This is a genomic window from Blautia acetica, assembly GCF_038739805.1.
In the GTDB taxonomy this organism is placed as follows: Bacteria; Bacillota; Clostridia; order Lachnospirales; family Lachnospiraceae; genus Blautia.
In genome coordinates this window covers 274,616-288,535 of the sequence record NZ_JBBEWO010000001.1, presented here as the reverse complement: position 1 = coordinate 288,535, position 13,920 = coordinate 274,616, and the positions used below count along the sequence as shown (strand labels likewise).

At 45.0% G+C, this 13,920-nt stretch carries 13 protein-coding genes; 5 read left to right on the top strand and 8 right to left on the bottom strand.

From position 1 onward, the window contains the following. Window positions 1-411 precede the first annotated feature (411 nt). From tsf to WBS51_RS01330, 4 genes are all read right to left on the bottom strand, one after another. On the bottom strand, window positions 412-1,350 hold the full coding sequence (tsf, locus tag WBS51_RS01345) for a translation elongation factor Ts (RefSeq protein WP_173747487.1): 939 nt from the start codon (window positions 1,348-1,350) through the stop codon (window positions 412-414). 29 nt (window positions 1,351-1,379) lie between these two features. Further along, entirely contained in the window at window positions 1,380-2,120 is a 741-nt protein-coding gene (gene rpsB, locus WBS51_RS01340) for a 30S ribosomal protein S2 (protein WP_111919382.1), read from the bottom strand. 175 nt (window positions 2,121-2,295) lie between these two features. Beyond that, on the bottom strand, window positions 2,296-3,120 hold the full coding sequence (locus WBS51_RS01335) for an alpha/beta hydrolase (protein WP_294459561.1): 825 nt from the start codon (window positions 3,118-3,120) through the stop codon (window positions 2,296-2,298). Continuing rightward, window positions 3,117-5,069 carry a fructose-1,6-bisphosphatase gene (locus WBS51_RS01330; RefSeq protein ID WP_294459560.1) on the bottom strand — a complete coding sequence of 651 codons (1,953 nt, stop codon included), beginning with the start codon at window positions 5,067-5,069 and terminating at the stop codon, window positions 3,117-3,119. Before WBS51_RS01330 ends, WBS51_RS01335 begins: the two co-directional genes overlap by 4 nt. 165 nt (window positions 5,070-5,234) lie before the next feature. Here WBS51_RS01330 and WBS51_RS01325 point away from each other — a divergent pair, with 165 nt between their 5' ends. The 5 genes from WBS51_RS01325 (at window position 5,235) to WBS51_RS01305 (ending at window position 9,520) form a co-directional block, all read left to right on the top strand. Continuing rightward, window positions 5,235-5,984: an ABC transporter ATP-binding protein gene (locus tag WBS51_RS01325; protein ID WP_294459559.1), complete on the top strand. Its 750-nt coding sequence runs from the start codon at window positions 5,235-5,237 to the stop codon at window positions 5,982-5,984. Further along, a complete protein-coding gene (locus tag WBS51_RS01320; RefSeq protein WP_294459556.1) occupies window positions 5,977-6,714 on the top strand; it encodes an ABC transporter permease in 738 nt (245 codons plus the stop codon). Before WBS51_RS01325 ends, WBS51_RS01320 begins: the two co-directional genes overlap by 8 nt. 4 nt (window positions 6,715-6,718) lie before the next feature. Beyond that, on the top strand, window positions 6,719-7,453 hold the full coding sequence (locus WBS51_RS01315) for an ABC transporter permease (RefSeq protein ID WP_294459555.1): 735 nt from the start codon (window positions 6,719-6,721) through the stop codon (window positions 7,451-7,453). A gap of 73 nt (window positions 7,454-7,526) precedes the next feature. Then, window positions 7,527-8,201 (top strand): response regulator transcription factor, encoded by a 675-nt coding sequence (locus WBS51_RS01310; protein ID WP_173747475.1) that lies wholly within the window; start codon window positions 7,527-7,529, stop codon window positions 8,199-8,201. Continuing rightward, on the top strand, window positions 8,177-9,520 hold the full coding sequence (locus tag WBS51_RS01305; RefSeq protein WP_173747473.1) for a sensor histidine kinase: 1,344 nt from the start codon (window positions 8,177-8,179) through the stop codon (window positions 9,518-9,520). Before WBS51_RS01310 ends, WBS51_RS01305 begins: the two co-directional genes overlap by 25 nt. A 97-nt stretch (window positions 9,521-9,617) precedes the next feature. Here WBS51_RS01305 and WBS51_RS01300 read toward each other — a convergent pair whose 3' ends face one another. The 4 genes from WBS51_RS01300 to glgB form a co-directional block, all read right to left on the bottom strand. Next, window positions 9,618-10,034 carry a zinc ribbon domain-containing protein gene (locus WBS51_RS01300; protein ID WP_173747471.1) on the bottom strand — a complete coding sequence of 139 codons (417 nt, stop codon included), beginning with the start codon at window positions 10,032-10,034 and terminating at the stop codon, window positions 9,618-9,620. Beyond that, window positions 10,027-10,578: a flavodoxin family protein BilS gene (gene bilS, locus WBS51_RS01295; protein ID WP_342694035.1), complete on the bottom strand. Its 552-nt coding sequence runs from the start codon at window positions 10,576-10,578 to the stop codon at window positions 10,027-10,029. The genes WBS51_RS01300 and bilS overlap by 8 nt, the downstream gene beginning before the upstream one ends. An 82-nt stretch (window positions 10,579-10,660) precedes the next feature. Further along, window positions 10,661-11,551 carry a mechanosensitive ion channel family protein gene (locus WBS51_RS01290; protein WP_173747467.1) on the bottom strand — a complete coding sequence of 297 codons (891 nt, stop codon included), beginning with the start codon at window positions 11,549-11,551 and terminating at the stop codon, window positions 10,661-10,663. A 20-nt stretch (window positions 11,552-11,571) separates the two neighbouring features. Next, a complete protein-coding gene (gene glgB, locus WBS51_RS01285; protein ID WP_294459554.1) occupies window positions 11,572-13,905 on the bottom strand; it encodes a 1,4-alpha-glucan branching protein GlgB in 2,334 nt (777 codons plus the stop codon). Window positions 13,906-13,920: the final 15 nt, after the last annotated feature.

Sequence of the window (13,920 nt, the reverse complement as noted above, 5' to 3'; positions counted from 1 at the left end):
AGCTAAACTATTTACGTCCATTATTTGGACCTCCTGTGCTTTTATTTGTGGTTTTGCAGACCCACATTCATCATAGCACAGGAGTTCTTGCTTATATCTAAAGATTTCTCCCACCACCCGCATAGCAGGTGGTTTATTTCATTGCTGACACAAAAAAAGAGGGTATATCACTTTCGTAATATACCCTCAACACTCAATATCATCTGTTCCCTTCCGATAAATTAAAAACTACGCAAACTTCGCACACTCTGTTTCGTCAAATCTCTTGACGAATTTTCCGACGAAACTTTGACGAAAATCCACCCGATATTTTATGATAGATTTAAATAATTTACGAAAGGTTTAAAACTGCTTCAATCATACATAATTGCTTGATCTTAAGCACATTTCCAGACTTTATTCAATTTCAGATTAGTTTCCCATCTGTTTTGCAACTTCTTCAGCAAAGTTCTCTTCTTTTTTCTCGATTCCTTCGCCTGTTTCAAAACGAACGAAGCCTTTGATTGCAATCTTAGCGCCGTTTGCTTTAGCAACTTCTTCTACATACTTCGCTACGTTCTGTTTTCCATCTTCTGCTTTTACATAAACCTGGTCTAACAGACAGATTTCTTTTAATTCTTTGTTGATACGTCCGTTAATCATACCCTGGATAACTTTTTCCGGTTTCTGGGATTCTTTCGGGTCGTTCATAATCTGAGCAAGCAGAATTTCTTTTTCATGTGCAATGTACTCTTCGCTTACCTCAGAGCTGTTTGTGTACTGTGGCTTTAAAGCTGCAATCTGCATAGCTACGTTTCTAGCCATTTCTTTTACAGCATCGTTTACAACATCAGTTTCAACGTCTACCAGAACACCGATTTTTCCACCCATATGTGTGTAAGAAGCAACGAATCCGTTTTCTTCTGTCACCTTAGCGAATCTTCTGATGTTCATGTTTTCACCAATAACAGCAATCTGAGCAGCCAGTGCTTCGTTTACTGTCTTTGTTGTATCAAATTTCCATGTAGAAGCAAGGAATTCTTCCGTTGTAGCAGCCTCTGTTTCCATAGCAGCTTCAGCAACCTGAGCAACATATCCCTGGAAAGTATCGTTCTTTGCAACGAAGTCTGTTTCTGCATTTACTTCAACAACAACTGCGTGTTTTTCATCTGCAGATACCAGAGTCTGGCAAAGACCTTCTGCTGCAATACGGCCAGCTTTTTTCTGAGCAGTTGCAAGACCTTTTTCTCTTAAAAATTCTACTGCTTTATCCATATCGCCTTCTGTAGCTGTAAGAGCCTTCTTACAGTCCATCATACCAGCGCCTGTCATTTCTCTTAATTCTTTTACCATTCCTGCTGTAATAGCCATTTTCATTTCCTCCTGTATAATAGAAAAAATTATTCTTCTACAGCCTCTTCTGCTTCTTCTGTGAAGATTTCTTCAGCGTCAGCAGCTTCGCCCTGATTTGCTTCAATAACAGCGTCTGCCATTTTGGAAACAATTAATTTTACGGCTCTGATAGCATCGTCGTTTCCTGGAATTACATAGTCTAATTCTTCCGGATCACAGTTTGTATCAGCAATACCGATAAGTGGAATACCTAATGTGTGAGCTTCCTGTACACAGATTCTTTCTTTTTTCGGGTCTACGATAAAGATAGCATCCGGAAGTTTCTTCATTTCTTTGATTCCGCCAAGGTTTTTCTGTAATTTAGCCAGTTCTTTCTTCAGGTTGATAACTTCTTTCTTAGGAAGAACATCAAATGTTCCGTCAGCTTCCATAGCTTCGATTTCTTTTAATCTTGCGATTCTGCTCTGGATAGTTTTGAAGTTTGTCAGCATACCGCCTAACCATCTTTCATTTACATAGAACATACCGCATCTTTCAGCTTCTGTCTGGATAGCGTCCTGAGCCTGTTTCTTTGTACCTACGAACAGAATTGTACCGCCATCAGCAGCGATGTCAGCGATTGCTTTGTAAGCATCGTCAACCATACCTACAGATTTCTGTAAGTCGATGATGTAGATACCATTTCTTTCTGTGTAGATGTACGGAGCCATTTTAGGGTTCCATCTTCTTGTCTGATGTCCGAAATGAACACCTGCTTCCAGTAACTGTTTCATTGAAATAACGCTCATTTTTTTCTCTCCTTTTGGTTTACACTTCCACCTGCTTCTTCACCTCCGGGACTTTGTAAGCACCGTCCATTGGTATTCACAGGCGTGGTTATTTTCTTCATTGCGCTCGGCAACGCCTGTATTATAGCATACTTGTCCCTGTCATTGCAAGGATTTTTTTGCCGCATACGGTATTTTACAGGCCAAATTTCCGCAAAAGCCAGGATTTCAAAAGCGGAAACCAGCTTTCACACCCTTTTTCAGAACCGCTGCCGTCTTTTCTGCGGATACTGTCCACAGCCAGGGACAAGCCGTGCTCTCCCGTGGGATAAAGATGATATTCCAGAGGAATTCCGGCTCTTCCAATCGCCTCTGCAAAACGAAAAGAGTTCCAGAAGGGAACTGTCTTATCCTCAAAAGTATGCCACAAGAAGGTTTCCGGCACCTGTTCTCCCACTTGTTTTTCCAAAGACATCTCTTCTTTTTTCGCCTCATACTGTTCTCCCAGCAGGTTCTGCAGGCTGGGCACATGGGCAATGCTCTCATCTGCACTAATAACCGGATAGCACAGAATCAGTCCGTTTGGCTGCAGCAGTTCTCTGGTACACGAAAAGGCTTCTCTTACAAATTTTTCATCCCAGAAAACACCATAACTGGCTGCCAAATGTCCTCCCGCTGAAAATCCCATAATCAGAATTTTATCCGGACTCACCCGCCACGCTTTGGCATGTTCCCGGATATACTTCACACTGGCTGCCACCTCCAAAAGAGAAGTGGGAAATACGGCCGGAGCACAGGAGTATCTGAGAATGGCTGCATGGTATCCCATGGCATTAAACTGCAGGGCTACCGGCTCGGCCTCCCGGTTGGAGGTCATGGCATAAGCACCTCCCGGACAGATAAGCACCAAAGGTCTGATGTCATTTGGCGCCTCGTCCAGATAATCTCCTAAAATATACGTTGTCAAATGAGTCTCGGGCGCAGAACCCTCTACCTGAATAGGAATTTCTTCGTGTCTCATGATTTTTCTATCAGCAGGCCGTCTCTGTACGCTGCCAGAAGTTCCTCCAGCTCTGCTATCCTTTCTTTTAATTTCATACCAATATCGGTTTCTCCCACGGTTTTGCGCTTCACGGTGCGCTTCACCAGAATACTGTCTGAGAGAATATCGCTTTCCTTACTAATGGCGTCTGCCGCAGAAGTAAATGGTTCATGGGCGGCCAAAATCATCCCCCAGGAATTGTAAATCAGCGTATAACCTGCAATCCCCGTTTCTTTCTGGTATGCTCTGGAAAATCCGCCGTCAATAATCAGCAGTTTTCCGCCGCATTTAATGGGGCTTTCTCCCGCCCCGTGGTGTACCGGAACATGGCCGTTTACAATGTGGGTACATTCTCCTGTCACATGGAACTCCTGTAAAATCCGGTCCGCCACCGCTTCGTCTTCCAGAAATTTATAGTAGGCATTTTTATTCTCTTTATGCGTTTCCTCTTCTGCCAGAAAATACCGTTCAAAGGTTGCCATTTTATCTTTTCCAAACAGCGGCGAAGAGGGACTGCTCCAGATAAACCACAGAATGTCCTTTCCTTTCTCCTTTTCCCGTTCATCCACAGCTACAAAGGCCTTCCGCACATAAGTTTCCAGCACGTCGTACAGTTCTTTTCCCTTGTAAACCTTATCGTATACCTGAATTTCCTTAAACGTGCCGTCTTCATTTAATGGAATACAGCCGTGATACAAAAGGTTTCGGTTGTAAATTTTATACATACTGCCCTTTTTCAGAAGAAGCTGCATATGCCGCTGGAGTTTTTCGCAGTTTACAAAAGCAAAAATCAGCCTTTCCACTACTTCTTTTTCTTCTTTAGACAACTCGTAAGGATTGTCCGGATCAATGGTAGGAAAATGATTGTCCATCAGCTTATAGGTCTTGCGGTTTAAAGTAATGGTTCCTTCGGTATAATCAATATCATCCAAAAGCGCCCTGTCTGCCATACCAAATTCTCTGCGGCGCATAAGGAGCTGTCCTTCCAGTTTGAACTGAATAATGGAAATGGCCTTGTGCATTTTCATGTTCAAGTCCTGCTCCACCGGATTCAGGGTATTGTGTCCCTTGATTTTAAAACAAATACAGGGGTCATCCTTATAATAAGTAAGGGCAAAGGTCGCCAGGGGCAGCAGGTTGATACCATACCCGTCCTCCAGAATATCCAGATTCGCATACCTTGCACAAATCCGCACCACCGTAGCTACACAGCAGGCCTGTCCCACCGCTGCCCCCATCCAGACAACATCATGGTTTCCCCACTGAATATCCAGGGAATGATAATTTTCCAGCTTATCCATAATCTGATGAGGCCCCGGCCCTCTGTCGTAAATATCACCCAGGATATGCAGATGGTCTACCACCAGTCTCTGAATCAGCTCTGCCAGGGCAATGATAAATTCTTCTGCTCTCCCGATGGCAATAATGGTGTGGATAATCTGCTCATAATAGGATTCCTTATCCGTAATATCCGGCCGCTCGGTAATCAGTTCTTCTATCACATAAGCGAAATCTTTCGGCAAAGCTTTGCGCACCTTAGATCTGGTGTATTTAGACGCTGTTTTCTTACACACTTCAATGAGGCGGTACAAGGTGATTTTATACCACTCCTTCCTATCATGTTCCTGCTTTTTAATGAGATTCATCTTTTCTCTGGGGTAATAAATCAACGTGGCAAGACTTTTCTTGTCCTGCCGGCTCATGGTGTGGCCGAATACCGTGTCAATTTTTCTCCGCACAGAGCCGGAACCATTCTTTAACACATGGGAAAACGCTTCATACTCCCCATGGATATCTGTCAGAAAATGTTCTGTGCCTTTAGGCAGGTTTAAAATCGCCTGCAGGTTGATGATTTCTGTAGAGGCCTTGGCTATGGTAGGGTAAAGCTCTGCCATTCGTTCCAGGTATTTCAGTTTCATATTATCCATTTTCATTTCCTCATTTATACTTTTGACTCATTTTTTTGTCTTATATGTTGTATTCTAACATAGATTTTTGGAAACCGAAACAACTATCTTTTTTCTTTTTCCTTACAATTTCCTTAAAAAGAAATGTTATGCTGGCTTCAGAAAAAGGAAAGCGAGGAATTTTATATGCATGATTTTGTTATAGAAACAAAACACCTGACAAAAATTTATGGGGAACAGACCGTGTTGGAAAAAGTCAGTCTCCATGTAGAAAGAGGAAAAATCTATGGTCTTCTGGGGCGAAACGGAGCCGGGAAAACCACGCTTATAAAACTGCTGCTGGGTCTGGCTTCCCCCACAGCCGGAGAGATAAAAATCTTTCAAAAGCCCATAAAAGGACACCAAAAACAGCTTTATCCCCATATTGGCGCTATCATTGAAGCGCCAGGCTTTTATCCCAATCTGACGGGAACCGAAAATCTGGAGATTTTTGCCCGGCTAAGAGGACTCAAAGACCCTCTGGCTGTACAGGAGGCTCTGCATATCGTAGGGCTGCCCTACAGGGACAAAAAACTGTTTGCCAAATATTCTCTGGGTATGAAGCAGCGCCTGGGCATTGCCAATGCGCTTCTGCATAACCCCAAGCTGCTGATTCTGGATGAACCAACCAACGGCCTTGACCCTGTGGGCATTGCCGAACTACGGGATTTTCTGAAAGATTTAAGTGTCAAACAGGGCAAAACCATCCTGATTTCCAGCCATATTCTCTCGGAAATTTCCCTGTTGGCAGATGATATTGGGATTCTCCACCGAGGCGTCCTTTTAGAAGAGGGCAGTCTGAAAGAACTGGAGGAGAAAAACCAAAAGCAGACGACTGGTGGAAACACACTGGAAGACTATTTTAGAAAAATCACAGGAGGAAAAGGCATTGCTTAAACTGATTCAAACAGAATTCTGGAAACTACGTCGCAAAAGCCTGTTTTGGCTTATGCTGCTTACGGCTCTTCTCATGCCGTTTTTTGCTGTTATCTATTTCCGTTCCTTTGGAAAAACAGACCTTGATCCCTTGCTGTTCTACAAGTGGTCTGCGTTTGGCTATACAGTTTTTATGATTTTGCCCTTTATTTTGGGTATTGTCTGCACCATACTCATGCACGAGGAAAATCAGGCTCATGTACTGAAACAGCTTTGGATAATACCTGTCCCTAAAACGGCCTGTTTTTTCAGCAAATTTTTTATAGTTTTGATGTATTCCTTCTGCTTCATGCTGATAACAGCGGCTGCCTCCGTTTTGTTCGGTATCGCCTCCGGTTGTGCCCCTTTTCAATGGGAAAGCATTCTGTTTCTGTTGAAAAAATGTCTGGAAATCGCTGTTCTGTCTGCATGTTCTATACTGCCGATTCTGGCTGCTGCTGTTTCACAAAAGGGATATGTCCTGCCGGTTTGTATCATCCTGCTTTATATTTTCTTTGGATTTTTTATCCTGCCGGTAAATCTCTATGTACATCCCATAGCCAGTCTCTCTGCCATTCTTGCCAGAGAGGGAAAGATTCCGGGACTGACTCTTACGCAAACCATTTCTGTTCCGTGGGCGCTTCTTTGTATCGGCATTTGGGGTACTGCTTCTGTCTTCTTTGCAACAATTTCTTTAAAGAGAAAGGGGTGAACATATGAAAATCTTCCTTTGGGCAGAATGTCAAAAACTCCGCCGCCTGAGCCTTTTACTGCTTACGATTTTTGCTGTCTGTGGGATAGCCTTCATGGTTTTCATCGGCGGAAAAAGCACTGATTATGGTTCCCCTTATCTGGAAGAAGCCGGCTGGTATATGACCATGACCCAGCCATGGGCCACCCTGCTGGTACTTCCGGCAGTGATTGCCCTGTTGGGGAGCTATATGATTTGCCGGGAAGCGGAGGATGACACTTTAAAATCCCTGCTGCTGGTTCCTGTCAGCGAAACCAGGCTGACTGCCGCAAAAATGCTTCTTACCTTTGTCTTCAGTATTCTGCTTTATTTGTTGCTTTTTGCCATCACGTTTTTAGGCGAAGCTATTCTCCATATCCACGCGTTGTCAACAAATATGGTTCTGCATTTTCTAAAATCCTACTTTTTGGAGGGTATTTGCGTATTTTTAGCGGTGTCCCCTGTCATTGCGCTTGTAGCTTACTGGAAAAAAAGCTATTGGCTGGCTCTGGTTCTGGCCGAAATATACTCTTTTGCCGGCCTGTTTACAAGTATGTCCAATACGCTCAGGACTTTTTATCCTGTTTCCGCAGCGCTGGGAATTGCCGGTTACTATGAGACCACTGGCCTTGCCAGAATACAAAGCAGTCTGGTTCTGCTTGCCTGCGGAGGCATTTCCGTTTTGATATTAAGAAAACTCAAACATGGCAGGGATGAATAAAAAAAGAGAATACAAAGAAAAAATGTGGTACTATTAAGAATAGAAATTATATGAAACACAAGAGGGAACTAAAATGGCAAAAATATTAATAGTAGATGATGATTCTGATATGCTGGATTTAGTGCGCAGGGCTCTGGCAAAGGACGGTCATCAGATTCATACCGAAACAGACGGACAGAGGCTTTCGCCGGAACGCTGTCAGCAATACGACCTGATTCTGCTGGATGTTATGATGCCCGGTGAAGATGGATTTTCCGTGTGCTGCCGTATCCGCACCGAGGTGGACTGCCCCATTCTTTTTCTGACCGCCAGGACAGAAGACGCCGCACTGGTACAGGGCTTTGGATTAGGCGCAGACGACTATATCAAAAAACCTTTCAGTCTTGCAGAACTGCGGGCGCGGGTAAATGCTCATATCAGGCGGGAAAGTCGCCTGCCCGCTCATATTCTGAAACGGGGCGGTGTGCGCTTTGATATGCAGGCAAAGACGGCCTTTGCACAAGAGCATGCTCTGCCTTTTACAAAGGGAGAATATGCCATCTGCGAATATCTGGCTCTGCATGCCGGACAGGTCTTTACCAAAGAACTGCTTTATGAGGCCATTTTCGGCTTTGACGCAGAGGGAAATTCCTCTGCCATTGCAGAGCATATTAAGAATATTCGCGCAAAACTAAAAGTCTGCAGTCTGAATCCTGTGGAGACAGTTTGGGGGGTGGGATATAAATGGCGAAAAGACAATCCTGTATAAGCCTGTCCCTGGTTCTGTTGCGTTTTACCATGACTATGCTTGCAAGCATGCTCCTGTGCGCTCTGCTCTGGCTTGGGGTTCTGACCCAACTGCAAAGAACCGGAATCATCTACCATGGCTCTGTGTCCAACCAGCAGGCTGAAAAAATGCTGGCAGAGAAACCAGACGCTTTCCAAACCCCGAACAGCGATTTTCTTCCTGCCTATGGATGGTTTGACCCGAAGGGAAAGGTACTGGAAAGCAATGCGTCCAAAAAGGAGCTGCGCCTTCTTACCAATGTTCTGCAGCAAAACACCAATGACATTCATTTTTACCGCTATACTTACCCCGACGGCACCACCCTTATGCTGCATTGGTACTACAGAAGAGAATTTGTAAATCCCCTGCTGCGCCGCTCACTGCCTCCCTTTGAATACCTGTGGTGGGCGATTCTTGGAATTTTCTGGGTTCTGTGTCTGCTGCTGAATACGCTGTGGCTGGGCCGCCGTCTCAAGGAAAAGCTGAAACTGTTCAGCCAGGTCAGCAGAAAAATCGGCGCCCGGGAACTGGATTTCCCCCTTCCCCATGCAGGTATCCGGGAGTTTGACCAGGCCTTACAGGCCATGGATAACATGCGGCAGGAATTGTCCCGTTCTCTGTCTGCCCAGTGGACGGCGCAACAGGAACGAGAATCGGAAATTGCCGCTCTGACCCATGATCTAAAGACACCCCTCACCTTAATCGGAGGCAATGCCGAACTTCTGCTGGAAGAAGATTTGCCCCCGAACAGCCGCAAAATGGCTGAAACCATTGGCTCTGCCAATGACCGGGCCATCTGGTATGTCACAAGCCTGCTGGAAGTATCCAAAGGTGCTGAGGAACCCTTTGTTTCTTCCAGCCTGCCCCAACTCTTTGAGGAGCTCTGCCGCAGCGCAGAAGCTCTCGCTGTTTCCAGAGGCATTGCCCTTAGAACAGAGCATCATCTAAAAGGAACTGCCAATTTACAGAAAGACCGCCTGCTCCGGGCCTTTCTCAACGTGGTGCTCAACGCGGTGGAACATACACCTCCGGGAAAAGCGGTGTTTTTGGAAGGCCTGGAGACGAAAAACAGCTGGCAGATAAGAGTCTCGGATGAAGGTTCCGGCTTTAGCAAAGGGGCGCTGGCGCATGCCACGGAAAGACTGTGGCGTGACGATACTTCCCGAAGTGCCAATTCCCATCACGGACTTGGTTTGTGGTTTGCCGCACAGGTTATAAAGGCCCATGCCGGAACCTTAAACCTGAGCAACACTCCCTCCGGCGGTATGGTAACCATTAGCTTCTCCAGCGTTTCCAAATAAAATACGGCGCTGTCACATGAAACAGCAATCCGGGACATCTCCCATCTGCATTTCATGCGGCAGCGCCGTTATGTACTTCATAATACCAAGACTTGCTTCAGCTTTTTTTCACAAATTCTGCCCCGCATTTCGGACAGCGGACACTGATTTTTCCTTTTCCTTTGGGGATTCGGATTTTTTGTCTGCACTGAGGACAGGTATAGATATGGAAATCCTTTCTCTGCTCCTGTATATACTTGGTTCTGCCAAAAAAGCGTTTTACCTTATTCTCCAGGCTCAGATATTTCTGATTCTCTGCATACCGCTTCTGAATATTTCTGGAAAACATCCGATAATAAATCAAAACAATTAACAAAGTTTCCCAGGAACTCATCACAATACTGAAATATCCGTTTCTCACAAAGAGATTCAGGCCTGCACACACTATCAGTACAATCAGTAAAAACATATTCAGGCGGTCTGTGCCGTACCTGCCATACATAAACTTCGCCAGCATTTCTCTCAACTTATTCATAACTCTGCTCTTCCCTTTCCAGCTTTTCATAAATGTCTTTCACAAATCTCTGTGCTGCCCGCAGGTCTTCTGCATCCGGGTGCAGCATAGCCATATCAAAGTTGTGCAGCATGGCATTTACCATTTTTTCATTCTCCGCATTTTTCATGCGTCCGTATTTTTCTCTTACGGATATGGGCATTTTCCCCTGACACATATAGGCTCCCAGATATTCGTTGTCATCTTCAATAAAGACCCTGATATTTTCTTCAATTTTCTTATAATAGTCCGGGTTGTTGCCCATACCACAGGTTCCGAAAAGGGCAATTTTCTTTCCCTGCAGACTTCCCAGATAATCCAGAACCTCCACACTTGCGCTGCCTCTGTCTGTCCAGAAGCCAATAAAGTAAATGTCTCCCATTTCATAATTTATCTGCCCGTCCAAAGGTGCAATGTCCTTGCACTGTCCGGGAATCGCTTCAAAAATCGCTTTTGCCAGCTTCTCTGTATTGCCGGTTCTGCTTTTATACAACACCTGGGTTTTCATATTCATCCGTCCTTCCATTGTCTGTTATAGTGTTATTGTATCACCAAACCAATGGAAAAAATATTTCTTGATTCTTAAATATTCTAAAGACTCTATAAAGTCAGTGTTCTTTGATATGAACATCCAGCTGAGGAAAGGGAATTTCAACACCTGCTTCGTCAAAAGCCAGTTTAATTTCCTCGTTGAGCCGCCACTTGGTCGCCCAGTATTCCTCTGTTTTCACCCAGGCCCGCAGCCCTAAAATTACACTGTCTGCTGCCAGTTGGTCTACAAACACCTGCATTCCCTCTTCTGACATAATACTGGCATCTTCTTCAAGGAGGCCCTGCAGAATCTGTTTGGCCTTTCTCAAATCTGCCTGGTAAGAAATCCCTACCTTGATTTCCAGCTTTCTGCTGTCTTTTGCTGTTACATTGACAATACTGGAATTCGTCAGGGTTCCGTTTGGAACTGTAATTCTCCGGTTGTCCACCGTGGACAGTGTAGTGTAAAACAAGTCAATTTTGACAACGGTTCCTTCCTGATTTCCCGCATTTTCAATAATATAATCTCCTACGCTGAAAGGCCGCAAAATCAGAATAATCACACCGCCAGCCAGGTTGGACAGACCACCCTGCAAAGCCAGACCAATGGCAACACCACTGGATGCCAGAAGTGCGGCAATGGACGATTCCTTTACCCCAAAGCTTGTGGCAATGCTTACAATCAGAAGAAAATACAGCGCAGCCTTTACAAAAGAGGAAACAAATTGTATGACGCCTGTATCTGCATTGGCCCGGTTCATAGAAGCAGCAATCAGTCTGCATATTTTATGAATCAGCTTGCTGGCAATGATATAAACTAAAATAGCCAGCAGAACCCTGCCTACAAAGTTTCCGATAAGGGGCAATTTTTTCTCCCAATAATCCCATGTCACATATTGTTTAAAAAAAGCATCAATGCTTTCGATTTCTAACGGTTCTGTCAATGCGTCTGTTAAGAGTATTCTCATACACTCCACCTTTCTGTACTTTATTTTTCAATTTTCTGTTTTTCAGCTTTTTCCCATTCTTCCTCCATAGTCTTCTGAAGCTGTCTCCGCACTTTGGACACCGGCACTCTTACAGATGCTGCAGGTCTTTTTCCGGTCTTTTTAGGTTCTGCCTTTGTATAAGAAAATATCTGTACAGCCAGCGGCGCTACCTGAATCGTTATGGAATAAGGCCGCTCATCACATTCCGCCTTTTTGGCAGTTTTTGCCCTGGGATTTCCCATACCGCTGCCGCCGTAAGCCTCCTTATCACTGTTAAAAATTTCCTTATATTTTCCGGGATAGGGAACACCCATCTGATACGCTTCATAATCCACTGCCGAAAAATTGCATACGGCAACCAGGGTATTCTCCTCCCTTTCCCCCTTTCGGATAAGGGTCAGCAGGTTTCTCTCTGCGTCCATGTGATTAATCCATGCAAAGCCTTCTGTTTCGTAGTCCTTTTCGTACAGGGCCGGCTGTTCCCGGTACAGCTTCCAAAGGGCTTTCACATATTCCTGCATTTGTCTGTGGTCTGTTTCTTCCAGCAGATTCCAGTCCAGCCCCCTCTGCTCAGACCATTCTCTCTCCTGGGCAAATTCCTGTCCCATAAACAGCAGCTTTTTCCCCGGATGTACCAGCATAAAACCGTAAGCAGCCCGAAGATTTGCCATTTTTTTCGCCTTATCTCCCGGCATTTTGTTTAAAAGAGAACCTTTTCCATGTACCACTTCGTCATGGGAAAGACTTAGCAGGAATTTTTCACTGTAGGCATACACCATACTGAAAGTCAGTTCATCATGGGCGCCACCTCGGAAAATAGGGTCTTTCTGCATGTAATCTATAAAGTCATTCATCCAGCCCATATTCCATTTATAATCAAATCCCAGCCCCTCTTCTTCCACTTTACCCGTAATCTGAGGCCAGGCTGTGGATTCTTCTGCAATCAGCAGCACATCCGGATGTTGTTTCTTAAACACAGAATTCAAATGTTTCAAAAATTCCACAGCTTCCAGATTTTCATTACCTCCGTAAATATTGGCAACCCATTCCCCGTCGTTCTTGCCGTAATCCAGATACAGCATGGAAGCCACTGCGTCCATGCGTATTCCGTCTGCATGATACTTCTTTGCCCAGAACAGGGCATTTGCAATGAGGAAATTCTTCACCTGCGGGCGTCCATAATTGTAAATCAGCGTGCCCCAGTGAGGGTGCATGCCCTGCCTTGGGTCTAAGTGCTCATAGAGACAGGTTCCATCGAAATGAGACATACCGAAAGTATCCTTTGGAAAATGTGCAGGCACCCAGTCTAAAATCACACCGATTCCCTGTTGGTGCATGTAGTCCATGAAGTACATGAAATCCTCACAGCTTCCATACCGGCTGGTAGGGGCATAATATCCAGTGACCTGATAGCCCCAGGATTCGTCCAGAGGATGCTCCATAACCGGCATCAGTTCCACATGAGTATACCCCATTTCTTTCACATAGTCTGCCAGCATGGGAGCCAGTTCCCGGTAATTATAAAACAGTCTGCCCTCTTCTTCTGGTTTTCTCCAGGAGCCCAAATGCATTTCGTATACAGCCAAAGGCTTGTCCTCCCGGTTTCTCTGTCCTCTTTCCTTCATCCACTGGTCATCCTGCCACTGATACTGATTCAAATCCGCAACCACAGAAGCGGTTTTCGGCCGCACCTCCGCCTGATTGCCATAAGGATCTGCCTTTAAATACACCAGAGAGCCTTTGGCTTTCACTTCATATTTGTAAAGGGCTCCCGGTTTGACTTTCGGAATAAAAAGTTCAAAAATCCCGGATACATTCAGACGATTCATCTGATGTACTCTTCCGTCCCATCTGTTAAAATCCCCTACCACACTGACACGCATGGCATTGGGCGCCCAGACAGCAAAATAAACGCCCTCCACCCCGTGAAGCTCCATGGGATGTGCCCCCAGTTTTTCATAAATATCATAACAAATGCCTGCTGCAAACTGCTGCTCCTGCTCTATGGTAATCTGCTTTTCAAAAGCGTACGGGTCATAAATTTTTTCCTTTCTGCCGTCTTCATACACTGCTTCATATTTATATTTTGGAATCTTATCCCCCGGAAGCAGTACAGAGAAAAATCCCGTCTCGTCTTCCATCTCCATTTCATACTCTGGTTTCCCCCTGCCAAGCAGCACCTTTACCTGCTGCGCTCCCGGCCGAAAGCACTGTATCAAAATACCGTCCGGCGTTTTCCTGGGTCCCAGAATCCGCTTCGGCTCGCTTTCTTCCGAATATACCACAGCCTCAATTTCCGGCCAATCCATCATATCATATAATCTTTCAGACATATACACCCTCCTTTT